26 protein-coding genes are annotated in these 19888 nt (G+C 68.8%); 13 read left to right on the top strand and 13 right to left on the bottom strand.

Annotated features, from left to right (window positions below):
• Positions 1 to 35: 35 nt before the first annotated feature.
• From H4N64_RS37835 to H4N64_RS37865, 7 genes are all read right to left on the bottom strand, one after another.
• Positions 36 to 668: a hypothetical protein gene (locus H4N64_RS37835; RefSeq protein WP_222109872.1), complete on the bottom strand. Its 633-nt coding sequence runs from the start codon at positions 666 to 668 to the stop codon at positions 36 to 38.
• Positions 655 to 1068 carry a hypothetical protein gene (locus H4N64_RS37840; protein ID WP_186287139.1) on the bottom strand — a complete coding sequence of 138 codons (414 nt, stop codon included), beginning with the start codon at positions 1066 to 1068 and terminating at the stop codon, positions 655 to 657. Before H4N64_RS37840 ends, H4N64_RS37835 begins: the two co-directional genes overlap by 14 nt.
• A gap of 9 nt (positions 1069 to 1077) precedes the next feature.
• The gene (locus H4N64_RS37845) at positions 1078 to 2433 is read right to left on the bottom strand and encodes a hypothetical protein (protein ID WP_336246918.1); all 1356 of its coding nucleotides are present in this window, start codon (positions 2431 to 2433) and stop codon (positions 1078 to 1080) included.
• Positions 2434 to 2437: 4 nt separating this feature from the next.
• Positions 2438 to 2740 carry a hypothetical protein gene (locus tag H4N64_RS37850; RefSeq protein WP_186287140.1) on the bottom strand — a complete coding sequence of 101 codons (303 nt, stop codon included), beginning with the start codon at positions 2738 to 2740 and terminating at the stop codon, positions 2438 to 2440.
• 36 nt (positions 2741 to 2776) lie between these two features.
• The gene (locus tag H4N64_RS37855) at positions 2777 to 3862 is read right to left on the bottom strand and encodes a hypothetical protein (protein ID WP_186287141.1); all 1086 of its coding nucleotides are present in this window, start codon (positions 3860 to 3862) and stop codon (positions 2777 to 2779) included.
• Positions 3859 to 4530 carry a hypothetical protein gene (locus tag H4N64_RS37860; RefSeq protein ID WP_186287142.1) on the bottom strand — a complete coding sequence of 224 codons (672 nt, stop codon included), beginning with the start codon at positions 4528 to 4530 and terminating at the stop codon, positions 3859 to 3861. The genes H4N64_RS37855 and H4N64_RS37860 overlap by 4 nt, the downstream gene beginning before the upstream one ends.
• Positions 4531 to 4977: 447 nt before the next feature.
• Positions 4978 to 5274 carry a hypothetical protein gene (locus H4N64_RS37865; RefSeq protein ID WP_186287164.1) on the bottom strand — a complete coding sequence of 99 codons (297 nt, stop codon included), beginning with the start codon at positions 5272 to 5274 and terminating at the stop codon, positions 4978 to 4980.
• Between the two features lie 160 nt (positions 5275 to 5434).
• Between H4N64_RS37865 and H4N64_RS37870 the strand changes: the two genes are divergently transcribed.
• The 3 genes from H4N64_RS37870 to H4N64_RS37880 are packed head-to-tail and all read left to right on the top strand — an operon-like array spanning position 5435 to position 6413.
• Complete coding sequence (locus H4N64_RS37870) at positions 5435 to 5692, top strand: GntR family transcriptional regulator (protein WP_186287143.1); 258 nt, start codon at positions 5435 to 5437, stop codon at positions 5690 to 5692.
• A 44-nt stretch (positions 5693 to 5736) separates the two neighbouring features.
• Positions 5737 to 6024, top strand: coding sequence for a hypothetical protein (locus tag H4N64_RS37875; RefSeq protein ID WP_186287144.1), 288 nt, complete (start codon positions 5737 to 5739; stop codon positions 6022 to 6024).
• Entirely contained in the window at positions 6021 to 6413 is a 393-nt protein-coding gene (locus tag H4N64_RS37880) for a PIN domain-containing protein (protein ID WP_260860223.1), read from the top strand. Before H4N64_RS37875 ends, H4N64_RS37880 begins: the two co-directional genes overlap by 4 nt.
• Here the strand turns inward: H4N64_RS37880 and H4N64_RS37885 are convergent.
• The 4 genes from H4N64_RS37885 to H4N64_RS37900 form a co-directional block, all read right to left on the bottom strand.
• Positions 6403 to 7635, bottom strand: a complete 1233-nt coding sequence (locus H4N64_RS37885) for a hypothetical protein (RefSeq protein WP_186287145.1) — start codon at positions 7633 to 7635, stop codon at positions 6403 to 6405. The genes H4N64_RS37880 and H4N64_RS37885 overlap by 11 nt on opposite strands.
• Positions 7625 to 9664, bottom strand: a complete 2040-nt coding sequence (locus H4N64_RS37890) for a hypothetical protein (RefSeq protein WP_186287146.1) — start codon at positions 9662 to 9664, stop codon at positions 7625 to 7627. Before H4N64_RS37890 ends, H4N64_RS37885 begins: the two co-directional genes overlap by 11 nt.
• A gap of 218 nt (positions 9665 to 9882) precedes the next feature.
• Positions 9883 to 10593: a hypothetical protein gene (locus H4N64_RS37895; RefSeq protein ID WP_186287147.1), complete on the bottom strand. Its 711-nt coding sequence runs from the start codon at positions 10591 to 10593 to the stop codon at positions 9883 to 9885.
• A gap of 31 nt (positions 10594 to 10624) precedes the next feature.
• Positions 10625 to 11476: a hypothetical protein gene (locus tag H4N64_RS37900; protein ID WP_336246919.1), complete on the bottom strand. Its 852-nt coding sequence runs from the start codon at positions 11474 to 11476 to the stop codon at positions 10625 to 10627.
• Positions 11477 to 11863: 387 nt separating this feature from the next.
• On the opposite strand from H4N64_RS37900, the gene H4N64_RS37905 reads away from it, so the two are divergent.
• Genes H4N64_RS37905 through H4N64_RS37945 form a run of 9 tightly spaced genes read left to right on the top strand, consistent with a single transcriptional unit; the run spans position 11864 to position 18256 of the window.
• Entirely contained in the window at positions 11864 to 12595 is a 732-nt protein-coding gene (locus H4N64_RS37905; RefSeq protein ID WP_186287148.1) for a hypothetical protein, read from the top strand.
• 17 nt (positions 12596 to 12612) lie between these two features.
• On the top strand, positions 12613 to 13446 hold the full coding sequence (locus tag H4N64_RS37910; protein WP_186287149.1) for a hypothetical protein: 834 nt from the start codon (positions 12613 to 12615) through the stop codon (positions 13444 to 13446).
• Positions 13443 to 14750: a CpaF family protein gene (locus H4N64_RS37915; protein ID WP_186287150.1), complete on the top strand. Its 1308-nt coding sequence runs from the start codon at positions 13443 to 13445 to the stop codon at positions 14748 to 14750. The genes H4N64_RS37910 and H4N64_RS37915 overlap by 4 nt, the downstream gene beginning before the upstream one ends.
• 4 nt (positions 14751 to 14754) lie before the next feature.
• On the top strand, positions 14755 to 15732 hold the full coding sequence (locus H4N64_RS37920; protein WP_260860224.1) for a type II secretion system F family protein: 978 nt from the start codon (positions 14755 to 14757) through the stop codon (positions 15730 to 15732).
• 11 nt (positions 15733 to 15743) lie between these two features.
• Positions 15744 to 16652 (top strand): type II secretion system F family protein, encoded by a 909-nt coding sequence (locus H4N64_RS37925; protein ID WP_186287162.1) that lies wholly within the window; start codon positions 15744 to 15746, stop codon positions 16650 to 16652.
• Positions 16653 to 16684: 32 nt separating this feature from the next.
• Positions 16685 to 16936 (top strand): hypothetical protein, encoded by a 252-nt coding sequence (locus H4N64_RS37930; RefSeq protein ID WP_015658575.1) that lies wholly within the window; start codon positions 16685 to 16687, stop codon positions 16934 to 16936.
• A 26-nt stretch (positions 16937 to 16962) separates the two neighbouring features.
• Positions 16963 to 17400, top strand: a complete 438-nt coding sequence (locus H4N64_RS37935) for a TadE family protein (RefSeq protein ID WP_222109873.1) — start codon at positions 16963 to 16965, stop codon at positions 17398 to 17400.
• Complete coding sequence (locus H4N64_RS37940) at positions 17400 to 17810, top strand: TadE/TadG family type IV pilus assembly protein (protein WP_186287152.1); 411 nt, start codon at positions 17400 to 17402, stop codon at positions 17808 to 17810. The genes H4N64_RS37935 and H4N64_RS37940 overlap by 1 nt, the downstream gene beginning before the upstream one ends.
• A 29-nt stretch (positions 17811 to 17839) precedes the next feature.
• Entirely contained in the window at positions 17840 to 18256 is a 417-nt protein-coding gene (locus tag H4N64_RS37945; RefSeq protein ID WP_186287163.1) for a pilus assembly protein TadG-related protein, read from the top strand.
• Positions 18257 to 18274: 18 nt separating this feature from the next.
• Here the strand turns inward: H4N64_RS37945 and H4N64_RS37950 are convergent, their stop codons facing one another.
• Both H4N64_RS37950 and H4N64_RS37955 read right to left on the bottom strand, forming a co-directional pair.
• Positions 18275 to 18520 (bottom strand): hypothetical protein, encoded by a 246-nt coding sequence (locus tag H4N64_RS37950; RefSeq protein WP_186287153.1) that lies wholly within the window; start codon positions 18518 to 18520, stop codon positions 18275 to 18277.
• Between the two features lie 9 nt (positions 18521 to 18529).
• Positions 18530 to 18877 (bottom strand): hypothetical protein, encoded by a 348-nt coding sequence (locus H4N64_RS37955; protein WP_186287154.1) that lies wholly within the window; start codon positions 18875 to 18877, stop codon positions 18530 to 18532.
• Between the two features lie 72 nt (positions 18878 to 18949).
• Here H4N64_RS37955 and H4N64_RS37960 point away from each other — a divergent pair, with 72 nt between their 5' ends.
• Entirely contained in the window at positions 18950 to 19597 is a 648-nt protein-coding gene (locus H4N64_RS37960) for a hypothetical protein (RefSeq protein WP_186287155.1), read from the top strand.
• The last annotated feature ends 291 nt before the right edge of the window (positions 19598 to 19888 follow it).

Genomic DNA, 19888 nt, shown 5'->3' on the forward strand with positions numbered 1-19888 from the left:
TCTCTTTCTTCGGGGGGCACGGCAGAAGGGAGCCTTCAGGCGTAGCTCCAGCGGAAGGTGCCCATCACGGCATCGAACAACTCCACGAGGGCGTCGTAGAAGGCGGGATCCGAGCCGGGCGCTATCAGGGCGCTGAAGGAGAAGGTGAGGTACTGGTCGGGGGCGCTGTCCGGGACCGGGACGATGTACTCCACCCGGCGGTGAGCGACGTCGACGCCCTTGGCCGCGTCGGCGGGTACCTCTCGCTCCGAGCGCAGGGCCGCGGTGTCGTCGAGCTCCCGTGTCTCGGCACCGGGAGTTTCGGAGGCGAGCGCGACCAGGACCGCTTCCGGGCCGCTGTCGGGCCTGACTCGCGGAATTTCGATCGGCTCCGAAGCCACGATGGAGACGGGCAGCGCGATGCCGTGGAGGCGTTCGGTGGGGAGGTAGAGGGTCATACCTCCCTTGGCACTGGCCCGGCGGACGACCTTCTTCATCTCCTGGGTGAGCTTCAGCCGGGCCTTCGGAATGTCGTCCTTGGGAAAGCCGACGGGCAGCTGTGCGACGGCCTTGCGGACGACGCGGTCCATCGCTTCCTTGGTGCCCGTGCGGAGCGGAATCACGTCCCAGCCGGGCGGCGGCACCAGGTTGAACCCGTTCGGGGGCCGGCGGTGCTCAGTGGTGGTCATTGCGCCCCCGCGTCACTTCCACGGCATAGGCAACGCCTACGAAGAGGGCCCACGCCGGGGCGGCGATCATGCCCGGCCAGAAACCGAAGAACAGCGAGGGCAGGAAGAAGCCGCCGCCCATGGCGAGATCCCGGGTGAGGTAGGGCGGACGGCCCGCATACCGGGGGTACTTCGCGAAGACCCAGACGTAGTGCAGGAGGCAGCCGATGATCCCGGCCTCATAGACGTAGAGCACGTCGTTCATCAGTGGCTTCGGCACCAGGATCATGATTCCCAACACCGGCAGGAACAGCGGCATTCCGATGATCAGCGTCAGCCGGAGCCGCCTGTTGGGGCCGGTGCCGAGCCCGGTGCGGGCGGCTTCGGCCTCGGCAATGCGTTGCGCCGAGTTCAGGTCCATGGTCATTCCTCACCAGTGGGTGTCGGGGGCGGGCTTCAGGGTGTTGTCCTTCCAGTCCGAGTACGCCGCGTTGTACGGCTTCTCGCCGGTACCGAACTGCTCCTTGGTCCAGCTTGTCAGGTCGCTCTTTCCCAGCGCCTTGTCCATGACGTCCATCCCCATGCCGGTCCAGGCGATACCGAGGCCGACCTGATAGGACTTGTACGCCTTGTCCGCCGCGGCACCCGCGGCCTCCGGGAAGGCAGCCTTGTTCGCCTGCAGCATCTTCGCCATGCCGGCCATCTCCTTGTCGCCGAGGTGCACCAGCGTCGACAACGGGCTGACCCTCAGCGGCCCCTTGACGACCAGGCCGACATTCTGGGAGATGGACTTGCGTATCGCGTTACGGGCCGCTCCGAGGGCCTGCCGCCCCGGGCCTTCCGGCAATTTGGTCATCATCCGCCCCGTGTCGTCCATGATGCCCTTGACGCCTCTGAGCCCTCGGCTCAGGCCGGCGGTCCGGGCGGCCTGAGCGGCGCCCACGGTGGCCTTGGCGCCGCTGGCGAGCTTGGCTGCAGCCCCGAGGCCACCCACGACGAGCAGCCCACCCACGACGTCGAAGATGACATCCGTCCACGAGGCGTCGCCGGATGCCACCAGCAGGAGTCTTAGCCCGATCGTGAGCAACGCGATGCCAAGGACGAGCAGGTTCAAGCCGGGAATGGCGAGCGCCAGGAAGCCGGCCGCCGTCGCGACCCAGCCGAGTACATCGATGAAAGCCTTGATCCCGTCCGCATGGTCATGGACCCAGCCCTTGACGTCGTCCCACCACGAGTCCTCGATCACGTCGTCGATCTCGTCGCGGATCTTCCCGGCGTAGTGGTTGGCGCGAGTGCTCCGGGCACCAGTGAGGGTGTGCAGACGGGTTCGGTACGGCTGGAGGGGGTCGTCGGCGGGACTGGTGCCGCTGGGGGACGCGTGCGGCACGTCCTTGTCCTCCGAGGCGGCCTTCTTGGCCTTGTCGGCCTCGACCTCCTCCTGCTTCTCCTTGGCCTGACGCAGGAGTTTGTCGGCGTCGCTCTGGAAGTCCTCCAGCTCGTTCGACCACTTGGTCAGATGGCCGTGCACGCGCTCGTACCGTCCGGCCACCTCCCGCATGTGCTTCTCCAGCGTGGACGACTCGTCGCGCAGGGCCTTTACATACTTGCCCTTGAGGGTCTCGTCGTCGCTGATCGCCTTGAGGTTCTTGGCCTGGTCCCGGAGCTTCGTGGCCACCGAGATCATGTGTTTGACCTCGGCGCGGATCTCCTCCGGATCGCCGGGTACGGGGTCGGATTCGCAGAGTGGCTGCCAGTCCACCGGACGGCGCTTGGATGTCGGTGTCACCGCGTCACTTCTTCTGCTTCTTCTTGTTTGCCTTGGCCAGTTCTTCGTCGAGATCTTCGAAGGCCTTCTTGCTGCCGGCTACGAGCTTGCCGACGGATTCAATGGACTCGACGAGTCTGGTGCGGTAGTCGTCCCAGTTGTCGACGAAGTCCTCCATGGCCCCGGCGACGGCACCGGAGCCCCAGTGCTCCTTCATTTCGTCGCGGCGGTTCTCGATGTCCTCGAAGGTCTTCTTGAGCTGGCCGAGCTTGCGTTCACAGTCCGCGAGGAAGTCGTAGTCGACCGTCAGATCAGATTCGTCTGTCATGGGGATCCCCGCCCCGGCCGTCGTACGGCACGATGCTCAACGGTTTACGGCCTGGATCTCTTGAACGGTCACGTCCTGAGTCGCCCCGAAGGTGCCGTTAGGGAGGTCGCCGCCGGTGCCGCCGGAACCTGTCCAGGCGATTTCCCAGGTGATCGTGGCCTGGAGGTTGAAGGTGCCGTCGCCGGAGGAGCGGAGGTACTTCAGGCCGCAGGGCGGGGTCTGGTCGGCCTTTCCCTTGGCGTAGGGCTCGCCGATGGAGCCGTCGGCGTTGATGGCGCACTCGCCCGATGCCGGGTAGGTCTCGGCGTCCGGTGTGCCCGGCTCCAGCTTGAGGGCGATCGGCTTGGCCGTTGTTGTGGCTTGGAGGTTGAAGCCGGGGACGTTGATGGCCGCCGTGGCCTGGACCTCGTCGAAGACTGCCTTGTCGAGCCAGGCCCAGGTCGGCAGGTTCACCTTCGTGATCGCCTCAGGGGCCAGGGTGACCTCGGTGTCGGGGAGCTCCATGTGCTGGTAGGCGAGGGCGGCGAGTATCTCCGGGGTGATGGCCTCTTCGTACTGGGGCGGCGGCGCCTCGCCGTTGTCGACCCAGAACGGGAGGTCGTTGCACGAGCTCCGCTTCAGGATGTCGGGCTCGTTGGGATTCTCGACGGCGGCCCAGAACATCCCCTTGCCGTCGTTCTCGATGTTGTAGTCCTTGTAGCCGGGGGTGTCGGTCCAGCCATACTCGTCCTCGTAGTGGCGCTGCAACTCGCTGAGCGCCGCGCCCGCGTGGCCGCCCATGCCGGGTGCGCTCATCTGGCTTTCGATGTCCTTGGACATCTTCTTCTTGAAGTCCTTGGCCCCTAGGTACGGGGCGTACCAGCAGGGCGGCGGCGTCCAGTTGACGTCGGCGGACGTCACGTTTCCGGTGCTGCCGTTCTTGGCGACGGATCCGGAGTACGTGATCTGTGCTGCGGCGTAGATGCCGGAGTCGTCGCCGCCGCCCGACTGTTCTGTGTTGGAGCCCTGGGCGTTGCCCGGCTGCTCTCCCGCGTAGGCCGGTTCCGCGAGGACGAGGGCACCCAAGGCCAGTGTCAGTGCAGCCGCGCCGGTGCTGAGGGCCGTACGCCGTGACCTGTTCACTGACACTTCGCCGCCTTTGTCTCGACGTACACCTTGGACGCCTGCCACAGAGCTTCGCCGGTGGGGATCTTGACCATGATGATCTTGAAGTAGTCGAAGTCCGTGATGCTGGGCGTACCCTTCAGGACCTTTCCGGTCTTGACCTCTTTGGAGTAGAACTTGCTGGAGTCCACGCAGAACGCGACCTCCACCGAGTTGCCGTTCGAGGCGGACCGGGTGGTGGCCTGGTAGTGGCGCCGGGTGCCGGTTGCCGTCCAGCCGCCTTCGAGCCTGACGTCGATTTGCGTCTTCGCGTACCTCAGCCCATCGCCTGTGGCGTAGGTGGCCAAGGCAGCGTCCTTGGTCGTGCGCTTGTCGACGCCCCGATAGATGGCACGGAAGAAGTTGGCCGTGTCGGCCATCGCGGCCGCCTCGTTCTTGTCCCCCGGCTTCTCCCAGTCGAAGACCAGGTTCATGTCCTTGGGCAGGGACACGTCCACGCCGTCCGGCTTGTCCTCTGCCGGTGCTCCAGAAGCCGCCGCCGATTCCTTCGGTGTTTCCGATGCCTGTTCGGCTCCGGCGATCTTGTCGTTGTCGCTGGACTTGTCGTCCTCGCTGCCGCAAGCCGTGAGCAGCAGGGCTGCGGTTGCGGCCAGCGCGGCAGCGGCGGGCAGAGTGCGGCGCTTCACAGTGGGGCTCCCCGTGAGACAGAAGTTGAGTCAAGAGCACTGACGCTATCGGTGGGGTTCCCGGTTTCGCCACAGCGAACTATCCAGAGAATCAGGGCAATTCTGGGTGAGTGGAGCGCCTGTGTCAGTGTTGAGTGGCCGGAATGTGCTTAAACAGACAGCGGCCCGAGCGCGTCGACTGCCGCGTCCGGAGCCGCTGTTGCTGTGGGATTCCGTTTTGCTACTGCGGTGGCGTGCCCTTCTGCGTCGGTCTTGTCGGCGTAGGGGATCGACGGCCGACGGATTCCAGGACTTCGAGTACGTCCGGCATGGGCGGGTAGTGCACGGCGCACTCCGGGCAGGCGTAGACGTTGAAGCCGGGGCCTGTCGGGGCGTGGACCTCGTGAACCAGGACCGGTTCCTCTGTCGTGCGCTGGCAGCGGGCGCACATCCGCAAGGTGGGGCGCGTCATTGGGTGGCTGCCGGGACTCGTACGCCGTGGATGCGGGTCGGGCCTACGTCGATGCCGAGCGTCGCCAGGTACGCGGCTCGGCGGCGTTCTCGTTGGCGGTGGTGTTCGTCGGGGTCCAGGACGTAGGGGCGTACGAGGCGGGAGGCGTTGCCGTCGAGGAGTTCCGTGAAGCGGGGTGGTGGGGCCGGCGTGAAGCGGAGGGGTGGCTCTGCGCCGAGGCGGTGGCGGCCTCGGGGGCTTGGTGTGCAGATGCCCAGCACCCAGGCCAGGAGCCGGAGAGTAAGGTCCAGCATGTCGACGCTCCTTCGAAGCGTTGGCCACGCCCCGGGACGGCTTGCCTCCGTCGCCGGGGTCTGCTGTCGGTACCGTATGCCGCTTGCTAGTGCCTGTCTACCCATATGGGGGGAGAAAGGCATCTATGAATTGCTGTTCGGGAGTACGTACAGTTCGGGGGTGTTCGAATTCGACCCGACCAGGCCCAAGTGGCAGCAGATCGCCGAGGTTGTCCGGCAGAGGATCGCGAGCGGTGAGTACCCCGTGCGCGGGCTGATCTCGGAAGTGAAGTTGGAGCAGGAATTCGGAGTGGCTCGCGAGACTGTGCGTAAGGCCACGGCCGCCCTTCGTGAAGAGGGGCTCATCACGACCACCCGCGGGATGGGGTCGTTCGTTGCGGACCCAAAGACCGCCAAATCTGCGGACGGTGGAGGTTAGGCGCCGAAGGACCGCGCGGCGTATACGCGACGTATACTCCCGTCATGGCCGACGTCATGATCCGTGTCCCCGCCGAAGTCCGTAACCAGCTCGCCGCCGTCGCCGAGGCGCGGGGGACCAGTCTCCGGGCCCTCATGCAGGAGATAGCCGCACAGACACTCACTCCCGAGCAGATCAAGGCGCGGGCCGAGCGCACTCGTGTGTTGCTGGCGGAGCGGTTCGGGCATTACGTGACGGATGAGGAGTCCGCCGAGATGCGGCGGAAGATGCGTGACGCCACGGCAGCTCACCGGGCCGCCCTCGCTGAAGCTGAGGCGGAGCGTCCCCGTTGAGCCAGATCGAACACTTCGTCCTCGATGCGCCGACGCTCCTGGCGATGGGCGGCAACAAGCAGGTCTCCGGCCTCATCCACGCCGCGGCGGACAGCGACGACGTCCGTCTATGGGTGCCCGTTCTGTGTCTGCTGGAGGCCGAGCGCGACCGCGCGGGGATCGTGGAGCACGTCGGTGTGCTGGTCGACGTGCTCCGCGTCGTCGACGACGACTACGCGATGGCTGTGACCATCGCCGAACTGTGCCATGGCGGTGTCGCCTTCGGTGTCGCCGCCGCTGTGCACGCCGCGCGGCCGAACCTGATGGTGCCCGAGGGGGCGTTGGTGGCCACGGTCGTGCCACAGGCGTATAGGGGGCTTGGAGTCGGGGTGATGGACCTCAATCGCTGAGTGCGCTCCGCGTGAAGTCCCCCCGGGCCACCCTCCCCGCCAAGCTGTCCCCACCCCGAAGCAGCGACCCGTACCCCGTAGCCGCCCACACGCTCCGCTCCGCCGGCACCTCGAAGTACGCGACCGTCTCGCCGTCCTCCGTCACGTCCGTCAGGACGTCGGGGGAGCGGTGGATGCGTAGGGCCGTCGCGCAGGCACTGCATGCGGCCACCCGCACGCGGTCCCTGCGGCCCAGCGGGCGCCACGTCATAAGGCGCTTTCCTCGGCCGTGCAGAGGGTTGAAGAAGCACAAGGGAAGAGGGGCAGGGCTGTCCGCCAGGGCGTCCCGGCCCTCCGTCACCAGGGCCAGAACGCCCGCCAGGTCCGGGAGACCCCGGGCCGCGTCCAGGACTGTCCCTGCCGCGGCGTACGCGTCCAGGGCGCACTGCAGTCCCGGCGCCGCCGAGTCCGTCGTACGCGCCGACTCGCCCAGTGCGACGACCTCCGCCTCCGCCCGGCGGCGCAGCGCGGCCTCGTCCGCGGCGCGGGCGGTCGCGAACACCGTCCGGGGGCGGGCCGACGCAGGGGTCCTACGACGGTGGCGTACGAGGAGCAGGGCACTCAGCGCCAATCCAGCTACGGCCGCCACCACCGGCCATGTCGGCCATGAGCTCCCGGCTTCCGTCCGCGTCGGATCGGGGCTCGGCTCCGGGCTCGTCTCCAGATCCCCCATCGCCTCCTCGTACACCTCCGTCCCGTCCCCCCGCGCCACCAGCTCCACCGCCTTCGACGTCAGGTCCGCCAGGCCCGCGTCCCGCGTCTCGTCCAGGAAGCCGGCCGCGGCCGCCGCGTCGGCGGTCTGGTGGGTGTCCGTGGGCCATTCGTAGCCGTTGAGGGAGTCGGTGAAGGTGCCGTCCGTGGTGATGAGGATGAGGTCGCGCTGGGGGAGGCGGTCGCGTACGACCGAGGCGAGGACGTCCGCTTCTCCGTCGAAGTCGTCGCCCTTGGTGAGGGGGGTCAACACCACCTTGATGGGCAGGCCCGTCCGATCGATCTCCCTCGCCAACTGCCGCTGACGGGGCGGCGGTACGGCTGAGGCGTACGCCTCGTCCACGTACACCGGCGACGAGCGCAACGCGTTCGCGATGCGTTCGCCGGTGCTCGGGGAGTCCGCCGCCACCGCCGTGGGGGTCAGCAGCAGCGCCGCCACCACGGCCGTGATCGCCGCCCGGCTATGGGACATGAACCGTCTCCTTCACCTTCTCGGTCAGCCGACGAATGCCGTCCGGTACGACACTCAGCAGCTCGTCGGCCTCCTCGTACGGCACGCGTGCCGCATCGGGGCCGGTCGGAAGCGTCAGTACCAGCGTGTGGAGCGTCCTCGGCGCCGCGATCGCCGTGTCCCGGCAACGTTCGCAGACGTGCAGCAGGCGCCGCTGCTTGCTCTCCGCGGAGACCCGCGCGTGGTGGCGGGTGACCGCCGGGCCGTGGAGCGGGTTGACCGCGCAGCAGCGGTTGTACGCCTTGCCCGCGAGCGCGGCGCGGCCCGCGCGGGCGAGCACGATGACCGCGACCAGGGTGGCGGCATCCGTCGCGGGGTCCTGGATGCGGCCGGTGTCGCCGCCGATGAGCAGCATCGCCGCGTCGAGTCGGTCCCCCGGCCGGGTGTCCTGCTGAGCGGCGCTCTCCACCGACTCGAAGTCCTCGGCCAGCGCCCGGAGTTCGACTCGCGCCGTGTCGCGCAGGTACGACATCGACGGCTCCGTCGGTGACACCTCCGGCAGCGTCTCCGTCGCCAACGGGCCCGGCCTGCGGCGCCGTAGCACCTTGCCGATGATCCCCACCGCGCCCGCCAGCAGCCCGTACAGCAGCCCGGCGGCCAGGACGCCCATGAACAGTCCCGGCCAGAAGTCGCCGCCGAAGAGGGGCGGCAGGTCGTCCTCGGTAACGGGGTTCGAGACCGGGTACGGGTCGCCGGCGGACTCCGGTTCGTCCGTGCGGGGTGCCTTGTCGAGGAAGGTCATCAGGGCGTCGAGGCGCTCACCGAGGAGGTGGTCGTCGGCCTCGTCCGCCTTGTCGTCGCCGTGGGCGATGGACTCCGGAAGGTCGAACAGGAGGTCCAGACTGTTCAGTCGTAGACCGTGGTTGAAGACCTCGATGTAGCCGTCCAGCGGGTCGGCGACGACGTACACCCCGTCCTCGCCCAACTTGTCGTGGACCGCGGCCGCAAACGCTTCCTCGTCCCCCTCGGACTCGTCCTCCATCAACTGCGGTACGACGGACACGAACACCGGGCCGCCCCCCTCGGACTGCTCGAACTTCTCGATACGGCCCTGCAGTCGGGTCAGTTGAGCCGAGTCCAGGACTCGGGGGCTCTCCGGGTCCGTGTACACCGGGTCCTCGGCGAGGCCCTGCGCGACGCGGTCGACGCGGGCGTTGAGGTCGATCGCCCTGGGGCGGGGGGACGCGCTCGACGTGGTCTGGTCGAAGGTGACGCTCGCGGCCACGGGTACGGCGACGGCGGTGGCCAGGGCGAGGGCGGGAGCGATCCAGCCGGGGGCCCGATGGGTCGTCGCGCCCTCCTTCCGGGCGCGGCCCCGGAGCTTGTGCCGCCACCGTCGTACGCCAGGCACGAGCAGCAGGATGAGCAGCGGTGCGCCGGTAAGCAGCATGCCCGTGAGGAACGACTGGTTCTCTCGGTCGGACGGCCCGATGTACATCTCCGCGGGCTCGTCGTCCCGGTACTTCTCCCGAGCCGCCTCCGCCCGAGCCGCAGCCTTCCCACTTCCCTCGGCGATGACCTCGGCGAACAGCTCGAACTCGCGCAACGGTCCCGCGTCGTAGGGAAGTTCGTACAGACAGACCGTGAGGGCGTCATCGGCCGGCGCGCTGACCCCGAGAGCCAGGGCATACGAGACCGACGACTCATCGATGACCACATACAGCCCGTCCCGACCGAGCCGATCGTGCACCGCACCGAGCAGCCCCTCACCGTCCGCGGCTGCCTGACTTGGCAGGACGACGACGTACGTCGGAACTCCCGTGCTCTTCGCCACCCTCGCGAAGTCCCGCGTCATCGACTTCGGCACCTCACGCGGGAGTTGGTCCGACACATACACCGGGTTCTCGCGGAGACGGTCGGCGAGATAGGCGGCCTGGGTGTCGGTGGCCGCGGCGGCCGGGGTCGCTGCGGCAAAGGTGGCAAAGGCCGCGAGCAGTGCGACGCAGAGCGCGAGAAGTGTGCGAACGCACCTTGTGTCTGTGGCTTTCACCGTCTGTCTCCCCCATACGCGCCCGCAGTCACTCGCGGCACTCTACTGAGCCCTTCGCTGCCGCGAAACGCCGAGCCGGGGGAGGGGGAGAGATCAGGCCTTGGTCTCCGTGCTGCCCGCGTTGCCGAGGCCGAGTTCGGTGAGCTCGGCGAAGATCCTCGCGGTCTCGGTGTCGATTCTGGTATATGCGGCCGATTCACTCGTTGGCGTGAAGGGGCTCAGCCCAGCTTCTTGTTCTGGGCCCGCACCACCGGCTTCGCCAACTGGGCCTCGCTGGGCTGCGCGTTCGCGATGGCCGTGCCGTTCACCGCGAAGTAGACGGCGATCACGTCACCGCTGCGGACCGCCTGGGTGCGCAGGACGTGCGAGGCGCCCCGGAACGTCATCGTGGACTTGAACGCGAGCGTCTCGTCACCCGCCGCCGAGGCCTGCTCGGCGGCGACCGAGTCGTACGGGCTGGTGTTGCCGTTCGCCTTCGCCGTGAAGCCGCCACCGCAGGAGTCGATCGCCTTCGACAGCCCGGCCATGGCGGACTCCGCGTCGCCGTCCGCCCCATACGCCGCGAGCGCGATGTACGTGGCCGCCGGACCGGTCGACGTATAGCGGGCGAGGTCTGCCTGCGCCTCGCCGAGCGGAAGCTGGTTCATCGCGTACGCCAACGGCGCGCAGACCGGCTTGTCGACGGTCACCTCGTCCTGGGCCTCGGCGAAGAGGAACTCGGACTCGATCTCCTGCACCGTCTCGCCGTCGAGGTCGGCGTCGGTGACCATCAGCTTCGCCAGCCGCTCCGCCGGGCTCACCTGCTTCGCCTGTGCGGACGAGGGTGAGCTTTCCGGCTTCGCGTCCGTGTCGCTCTCGTCCGAGCAGGCGGTCAGTACGGCGGTCAGGGAGAGGGCGGAGGCAGAGGCGGCCAGGGCGGCTCGCTTCATGGGGGGGGCTCCTCGGAATGTTGGGGGCTGTTTACTCGTCCAGCAGTTTCTTCAGCACCGGCGAAAGCTCCGGACCCCGCGCCCCCGCCGCCTGAGCCGCCGCCACCGCCCTCACATACGTCTCCGCCTCCGCCCGCAACGCCTGCTTCTCGTCGCCCTGGCGGCTGCCCGCCATCCACACCACGATCGCGAGGGGGATCAGGGCGAGGAGGCCGTAGGCGAGGGGGACGTCCTGGGACCAGGCCCAGCCCGCGCCGATCAGGCCCGCGAGCAGGAGGAGGCAGCCGGTCTCGTCGTGCCAGCCGCCCGCGTCGGCCATCTCCTCGTACTGGGTGACCGCGGCCGGTTTCGGGGGGATCTCCATGGGCTGAGAAGGCGCGACGCGCATCGGTTCCACGCTCGGATACGTCGGTATCGGCGCCCATCCCTTCCCGCTCCCGCCCGACGCCCGGCCCTCCAGCCACGCCGGTACGTGCGTCAGCGGCAGGCCGTGGGCCCGGGCCACGCCCAGGACCTCGCGGTAGCCCGTCAGCGCGGGGTGGGTGAGTTCGCGCTTCCAGCGCACGCACAGGGCGGTCAGTGATGCCACCGCCACCACCAGGAGTACGCCGGTCACCAACAGGGCCGACTTCGCGGTGCGCTCCGGCAGTTCCGTCGCCGTCACCGGCAGGACCACACCCGCCGTCAGCGTCAGACCGCCGATCCAGGCGAGCCAACCTCGCTGGGTCGCCCGCATCGCCCCCTGCCGCTCCGCGAACAGAGCCGTCACGGCCGCGTCGTTCGTGTAGTCCACTCCGTGCCGGGCACCGATCGCGCGGGCCGCCGCCAGCACCCGGGCGTCCGTCGCGATCATCGCTCCGCTGATGGGTGTCCTGTTCGTCACGAACGACGATCATGACACGGCCGTGCCCCCCTCTCGTGAGTGAATCGTGCAGGCCTCATGACCACCGCGTGAGGAACGGACCCCGCGGGACACAACCCCCTTCGCTCCCGCACAGGAAAATGCAGCTCACAGGCGCGTGCGCAACTGGGTTACCCGGTCTTCCAGTTGCGGATGGGTAACAGTCCAGCCACCGATCCCTACGGGACCGGGCGCGCCTTGAGGGGCTTATGGGCGGCTGATACGGTGCGATGGCTTGACACTCACCCCAGCTGCTGACTATCCGCGCAGGACGCGACGATGAGGCACGGACGCGGGTGAAGTGTCCGGAATTGCAGAGCATTTGGCAGTCTTGGCAGACAATTTCTTGGGTGTACGGGGAGCGGTTGCGTGAAGATCCAAGAGCGTACGGGGGCGGGCGCTGGACGTTCCGCCGCTCCGGCTCAGCCTTCGGTCGGTGACCGGCTTCCCACCCCTCCTCGCGAGCGCAAACCCGCGCTGGCCGCGCTGGCGGTGCTGCTCATCCTGGTCGGTGCACTGGGTGCGACGATGCTCGTGCTTCAGGCAGGTGACCGGGAAGAGGTCGTCCAGGTGACCGACACCATCCAGGCCGGCGAGTCGGTGGGCGACAACGTCACATCCGTACTGGTCGCCAAGGACGACAGCATCAACTACGTCCTGTGGGAGCAGCTGGAGACCCTCAAGACGCTCAAGGCCAAGTCCACCATCTACGAGGGCACCGTCGTCATCGGCGACATGTTCGCCGAGCAGGTCGGCGTCACCGAGGGCAAGGCCACCGTCGGTCTCTCCCTCAAGGCCGGTCAGTACCCCACCGGCATCAAGGCGGGTGACATCGTCGCCGCCTACCGCGTCGGCAGCACCACCGGAAGCTCCGACTCCGACTCCGACACCAGCGGCGGCTCCGCCTCGACCGGCGGCAGCAACAGCCTCATCGTCGACCAGGCCACGGTCACCTCCGTACCGGGAGGCAACGGCGACGACCTCGTCGGCAGCACCAACCTCGCCGTGACCCTCACCGTCGACGCCGACGAAGCCGCCCCCCTCGCCCAGGCCGCCTCCAACGGCGAAGTGGCTCTCGTGCTCGTCCCCGGCAGCAACTAGAAGGCGGCACAAACCCCATGGCGCTCATCGCTCTCGCCGCCGACAAGGGTTCCCCCGGCGTCACCACCGCGGCCGTCGCCCTCTCGGCGGTCTGGCCGCGCCGCGTCCTGCTCGCCGAGACCGACCCGGCGGGCGGCGACCTGGTGTACCGCAGTGCCGCCGCGCACGGCGGGCCTCTCAACCCGAACACCGGCATGCTCTCCATAGCCGCCACCGCGCGGCGCGGGCTCGTACCCGATCAACTCTGGGACCATGTCCAGCCGTTGAGCGGTGGACTCGAAGTTCTCGTCGGGCTCGGGATCGCCGAGCAGGCCGCCGGGCTCGCCGGGCTCTGGCCCACCCTCGGGCACGCCTTCTCCTCGCTCGCCGACTCCCCGAACGCGCCCGCCGACGTCATCGCCGACTGCGGCCGTATCAGCGGCGACACCCCGGCCGTGGAACTCTTCCCGCACGCCGCCCTCGTCCTGCTGATCAGCCGTACCGAGCCGGAGGCCATCGCCCGTGTCCGGGACCGTGCCGCCGCCCTCGCCACCAAGCTGCACGGCGGCCCGCGCGGCGCCGCGAGCCTCGCCACCCCGCTGATCGGAGTCGTGCTCATCGCCGACCCTGGCGACGCCTCCAAGATCGCGGGCCAGGTCAACGACATGCTCGTGCACGCGCAGACCGGCGCCCGCGTCGTCGGCACGATCGCCGAAGACCCCACCGGAGCCGACCAGTTGGCGGGCCGCAAGCGCGGACGTCTCGACAAGTCACTGCTGATCCGCTCGGCCCGCAAGGTCGCCGCCGACATCTACCAGCAGTACGGCGCCGCATGGGCCCACCAGGCCCAGATGAACGGCCGGCCGCGATGACCGCTGTCGACCATCAGCTGGTCAAGCGGTTCCGGCAGGAGGCCGGCGACCGGATCGCCGAGCAGCGCCGCCTGGACCAGGTCAGCGGTGTCACCCCGATGTCCAGCGAGGACGAGCGGCAGTACGCCCGCGCCGTCATCGCGCAGATATTGGAGGAGTACGCCCGCACCGAGATCAACGCCGGGCGCACTCCGCTGGACGCCGAGACCGAGGAGCAGTACGCGGCCGCCGTGCACGCCGCCCTGTTCGGCGTCGGACGCCTTCAGCCGCTCCTCGACAACCCCGAGGTCGAGAACATCGACATCAACGGGTGCGATCAGGTCTTCGTCGGGTACAGCGATGGGCGGGAGGTCAAGGGCGATCCCGTCGCCGAGACCGACGAGGAGCTCATCGAGCTCATTCAGGTGCTCGGCGCTTACTCCGGTCTGTCGTCCCGCCCCTTCGACTCCGCCAATCCCCAGCTCGACCTGCGGCTGCCCGACGGGTCGCGTCTGTCGGCCGTCATGGACGTCGCCCGGCGGCCCGCGCTCTCCATCCGTCGCGCTCGCATGGGCAAGGTCTTCATCTCCGACCTCGTCGGCAACGGCACCCTGACCCCCGAGGTCGGCCACTTCCTCGCCTGCGCGGTCCGCGCCCGCAAGAACATCATGATCGCGGGCGCCACCAACGCCGGTAAGACCACGCTGCTGCGGGCCCTCGCCAACGAGATCCCCGGCCATGAGCGCCTCATCACCGTCGAGCGCGCCCTGGAGCTCGGTCTCGACACCTTCCCCGAACTCCACCCCAACGTCGTGGCGTTCGAGGAGCGGCTGCCCAACTCCGAGGGCCAGGGCACCATTTCCATGGCCGAGCTGGTGCGGCGGTCCCTCCGTATGAACCCCTCCCGCGTCATCGTCGGTGAGGTGCTCGGCGACGAGATCGTGACCATGCTCAACGCGATGTCACAGGGCAACGACGGCTCGCTGTCCACGATCCACGCCAACAGCTCCAGCGAGGTCTTCAACCGTATTTCCACCTACGCCCTGCAGGCGACCGAGCGACTGCCCATCGAGGCCAGCCAGATGCTGATCGCGGGCGCGGTGAACTTCGTCGTCTTCATCCAACGGCGCAACAACTACCAGAGCGGAGGCCGCCTCCAGCGCATGGTCACCTCCATCCGCGAGGTCAACGGCGTCGACGGCCGCGTGCTGTCCAGCGAGGTCTTCGCCGAGGCGCCCGACGGCCGCGTCGTACCGCACGCACCGCTCGCCTGCCTGGAGGACCTGATGGCGCACGGATACCGGCCCGCCGGAACGTGGGGGTGAGCACATGAGTGAACTCGGCTCCATGGGCGGCCTTTTCTCTACGACCGTCCTGTACGCGCTCGCCTGCGGTGTCGCCGTCGGCGGCGGACTCGCGCTGCTCCTGATCGCCGTACGCGGACTGCCCGCCAAGCCCGAGCACGAGAAGCAGAAGGCCAGCGAGCGCGCCAACGAGCTGGTCCGGTTCGCCGGTCAGCGCGGGTCGCTCGCCGCCGGCGTAGGACTGGCCGTTCTGCTGCTCACACGGTGGGCGGTGCTCGGCATCGCGGCCGGGGTTCTGGTGTTCTTCTGGGACCGGCTCTTCGGCGGTGCCGCCGAGGAGCGGGCGGCCATGAAGCGTGTGGAGGCGCTCGCCTCCTGGACGGAGTCGCTGCGCGACACCATCGCCGGAGCGGTCGGCCTGGAGCAGGCCATCCCGGCGTCCGCGCGGGCCGCGGCCCCGGTGCTGCGGCCGCACCTCGACGCGCTCGTCGACCGGCTCCGCGCCCGCACCCCGCTGCCCGACGCGCTCCAGCAGCTCGCCGACGAGATCGACGACGCGTCCGCCGACATCATCGTCGCGGCGCTCATCCTCAACGCCCGGCTGCGCGGCCCCGGTCTGCGCCAGGTGCTCGGCGCGCTCGCCAAGTCGGCCCGTGAAGAGGTCGACATGCGCCAGCGCGTGATGGCCCAACGCGCCTCCACACGGCGCTCGGTGCAGATCGTCGTCGCGGTGTCGGTGGCCTTCGTGCTCGGCCTTTCCATCTTCAACCGCGAGTTCGTCGAGCCGTACGGCGACCCGGTCGGCCAGCTCGTCCTCGCCTGCGTCTGCGGCCTGTTCGCGCTCGGCTTCCTGTGGCTGCGCAAGCTGTCGACCATCGAGACGCCCGAACGCTTCCTGGTCCGCGACGAGTCGTCGGTCCAGTTCGTCCGTCCGCGTACGCCGTCGGCTGCCGGCGAGCCTCAGCAGTCGCCGTTCCAGTCGGAAGAGGGGGCACGACGGTGAGCGACGTGACGATGCCGATCGTCGTCGGCGCGGTCTTCGGTCTGGGTGTCTACGCCCTCGTCCGCGCCCTGATGCCGACCAAGCGCAGCGCCATCGCACAGGTCGCGCGGATCGACGCGATGCGGGCGCGGGGTGCGGCGTACGAGTCGGCGCGCACCACGCAGGACAGGGGCCGGTTCTCCTCGACGCGGGCCGAAGTCGGCCGCCGTGTCGCTGAGTTCTATCTGCAGCAGGGCTGGGAACAGCGCTCGCTGCGGGCCGACCTCGCGGTGCTGGAGCGGAGCTGGGAGAAGTTCCTGGCGACGAAGGTGCTGCTGGGAGTGGCGGGCCTGTTCTTCGGCCCGTTCCTCTTCGCGGTCGTCTGGACCCTCGGCTTCGGCAGCAGCCCGATCATCCCGGTCTGGCTGGCCCTGCTCTTCGCGGTCCTCTTCTTCTTCCTCCCCGATGTGGAGGTACGGCGGGACGCGGCCGAGAAACGGCGCGACCTGCGGCGGGTGATCGGCGCCTACCTGGACCTGGTGTCCATGAGCCTGGCGGGCGGCCGAGGCCTGCCCGAGGCCCTGATGGCTGCGGCGGAGATCTCGGACGGCTGGGCCAACCAGCGCATCCGCAACGCCCTCGCCGACGCCCGGATCACCGGTGTCAGCCAGTGGCAGGCGCTGGGTTCGCTCGGCGAGGAGCTGGGGGTCGAGGAGCTGAAGGACCTCTCCGCCTCCCTGGCCCTGGTCGCCGACGACGGCGCGAAGGTCCGAGAGTCCCTCGCCTCCCGCGCCGAGACCATGCGGCACCGTGAACTCGCCGAGATCGAGGGCAGCGCGGGGGAGAAGTCCCAGTCGATGCTCGTGGCGCAGCTGCTGCTGTGCGCCGGCTTCCTGGTGTTCCTGATCTATCCGGCCGCTATGCGTGTGTTCCAGGTCTGACGCCGACCAACCCTCTGAAAGGACAACTGACCATGACCGAACGGAACTTCCGCACCGGGATCCCGGCGGTGGACTTCCTCGTCACCTTCCTCCAGGGCCGTGTGCAGCGCGCCCGCTCCGGCGAACTGGACCGCGGTGCCTCCGCGGTCGAGTGGGTCATCATCTCCGCGGTCGTCGTGGCGATCGTCGGCGTGGTCGCCGCGATCATCAACCGTGCGCTGGAGGGTGGCGCCGAGAAGGTCGAGAACTGCATCAACGGGGCCAACCAGAGCGGCACCTGCTGAGAACGGGTACGGGGGTGCAGCGACGTATGCGGGCATGGGTACGCCGTCGACGGGAGGAAGTCTCGGCGCGCGGCGACTCGGGCATGACCGCGATCGAGTTCGTGCTGCTGACTCCCGTCCTGTTCTTCATGATCTTCGCCACCGTGCAGTTCGCGCTGTACTTCTTCGCCGACCACGTGGCCCAGGCGGCGGCCCAGGCCGGCGCCCGCAAGGCCCGTGCGACGGCGGACGCACAGCCGGGCGGCTGGCGGGGCGAGGCCCGTACGGTCGTCAACAGCTACATCGACCAGTTGGGCCCGGCGCTGGTGCTGTCGCCGGATGTGAAGATGCTCCAGCCGGAGCAGAACACGGTGGGCGTGGAGATCACGGCGAAGGTGCCGTCGGTGTTCCCGGGGCTGGACTTCACGGTGCACGCGCAGTCGGCGGGGCCGGTGGAGCGGTTTGTGCCGGAGGGGGAGAACTGATGCGGTCCCTTCGGGAGGACCGGGGCCTGTCCACCATTGAGGTCGTGATCCTCGCCCCGGTGATGATGCTGTTCATCCTGGTGCTGGTGGCCTTCGGGCAACTGGTGGACGGCCGAGGCGCATTGGACGGCGCCGCGCGCGACGCGGCCCGCGCGGGCTCGATCCAGAAGGATCACGGCACGGCGATGGCCGAGGCCCGCAAGGCGGCGGAGGCCAACCTGGCGGACGTGTGCTCGGGCCCGGTGACGGTGACGCAGACGAGCGCCGGCTTCGACCCGGAGGTGGACCCGCTGTTCTCGGTGCAGGTCAGCTGCAAGGTGAGGGGCCTGGCGATGCTGGGCCTGGACATCGATCCGACGATGGACGCGACGTTCAGCTCACCGCTGGACCCGTTCAGGAGGTCGGCGTGAGACGGTGGCTTTCGCAGGTCCGCGCGGGGATGGACGACCGGGGCTCGGGCGCGGGCGCGGTGATCATCTTTGCGCTGGTGTTCCTGTCTCTCTCGGCGTTCGTCATCGACGGAGGCATGTCGATCTCGAAGCGCGAACGGGCGGCCGACATAGCGGAACAGGCGGCCCGTTACGCGGCCCAGGACATCGACCGCGAGGCCCTCTACGACAACGAGGGCGGCCCCGCGCCGATCAACTACGAGAACTGCGACGCCCGGGTCAAGGCCTTCGCCCGCGAGATGGACATGTCCGGCGCGGACATCGCGGCGACGCACTGCGTGGCGGCGGACGCGGACCAGGTCCAGGTCGAGGTCCAGCTGACGTACTCCCCGGTCTTCACGGGGATGTTCTACGGCGGGGATGTGATCGTGCGGGGCGAGGCGGTGGCGGAGAACGAGGTCGGCTGACCTGGGTGTTCCGGACGTTCAGGCGAAGTACCGGGTGATGACCAGGGGTGGCCGCCCCTCCCGCTTCCGCTGTCCGAGCAGGTGGGCGGAGAGGGTCGGGAAGCCGGGGTAGGGCCCGACGGGACGGCCGTGGGCGTCGCAGGGCAGGACGGTCCGCGCCTCCTCGTTCAGGACGACGTACACCTCGTGGGTGCCGTCGACTTCACCGCGGTAGAGGAGGGAGTCGGTGAGCGAGGGGATGAGCGAGAGCCGAAAGAAGTACACGACCGGTCCTCAGCCTTTCTCCTGGCCGTCCCCCTTCTTCCCCCGCTTGTCCTCGGTCTTCATGGCGTCGTTGACCTGCTTCGCCAGCTCGTCGTCGAGCTTCGTGAACTCGCGGACCACCGCGTCGGACATGCCGGCGAGGGCGTCGAGCTGCTGGGAGATGTCCTCGCGGCCGTCCTCCCAGTTGGACTCGAAGTCGCCGAGGGCGTCGTTGACGGTGCCGTCGCCGATGTCGTCCGCGTAGGCCTCGAACATCTTCTTGGTGTGGTTCATCCGGGTCTTGATGGACCGCAGCCGCCGCCCGTAGTCCTCAAGCTCCGTCAGCGGAAGCGAGAGGTCGCTCTTGCCCTTGCCCATGTGTTAGTCCCCCGACCGGTACTCGTAGGCTGATCGGCACCGTACATCGGACGAAGGGGGAAGGTCGACGTCATGGCCCGCTACATGGAGGCGCTCACCATCGAGCGCGGCGGTTTCCGGATCAAGGTCCCCGAGTCCTGGTGGGAGTTCGACGTCCGCCCCGAGTCCAGGGACGACTCGATCCGCCGCATGGTGAACGAACGGGTCGCCGGCAACCAGGAGCTGGCGAAGTACCGGGAGGCGTACACGGAGTTCCTCCGGAAAGCCGCCGCCGACGCCTGGAAGTCCGGCGCCCTGTACTGCGGCTGCATGGCGGAGAGCTTCGGCGGCGACACCCCGATCACGGGCTCGGTGACGGTGTCGTTGGTCGGGGGCCGCTCGCAGTCGGGCGAGCCCCTGTCGACGGATCCGTCGGTCATGGCGAGCCAACTCGCCGTCAAGGAAGCCAAGAAGGAGGGCGACTCCTGGCGCAAGGTGACGACGGTCGACATCCCCGGCGTGGGCCCGGCGGCCCGGACGTACGGCATCGAGGACATCGCGGTACCGGACGACGCCCTGAAGCGCACGATCCGGGCGGTACTGATGCAGACGTTCATCCCGGTGCCGGGGCAGGAGGGGAAGGTCGCGCTGGTGGCGGGGAGCAGCCAGGTGCTGGATCTGGCGGACTCGTTCTTCGACATCTTCGACGCGATCACCTCGACGTTCCGCTTTGCGGATTAGGCGTGGATGCGCTGAGGGAACTGCGGTCGTGGTACGAGCGGCTGCGGCTGGAGCCGGGACTCACGGTCACCTGGCGCGGCCCGGAGCCCGATCGAGCGAAGCCCGGCGCGAGCCTTCGCGCTGAAGGCGCCTCACGCATGGCCGAGTTGACCGCCTGGGAGTCCGGCGAGGCGCAACTCCTGCTGGGGGACGCGAGGAGCGGAGAGGCCACCGACGAGGCGTTGCGGCTCACCGACGCCGACGCGCTCGCGCATGCGGTCGGGCGGCTGCGGAAATGGATGTTCACATCGC

The organism is Streptomyces cupreus, assembly GCF_014257025.1.
Lineage (GTDB): Bacteria > Actinomycetota > Actinomycetes > Streptomycetales > Streptomycetaceae > Streptomyces > Streptomyces cupreus.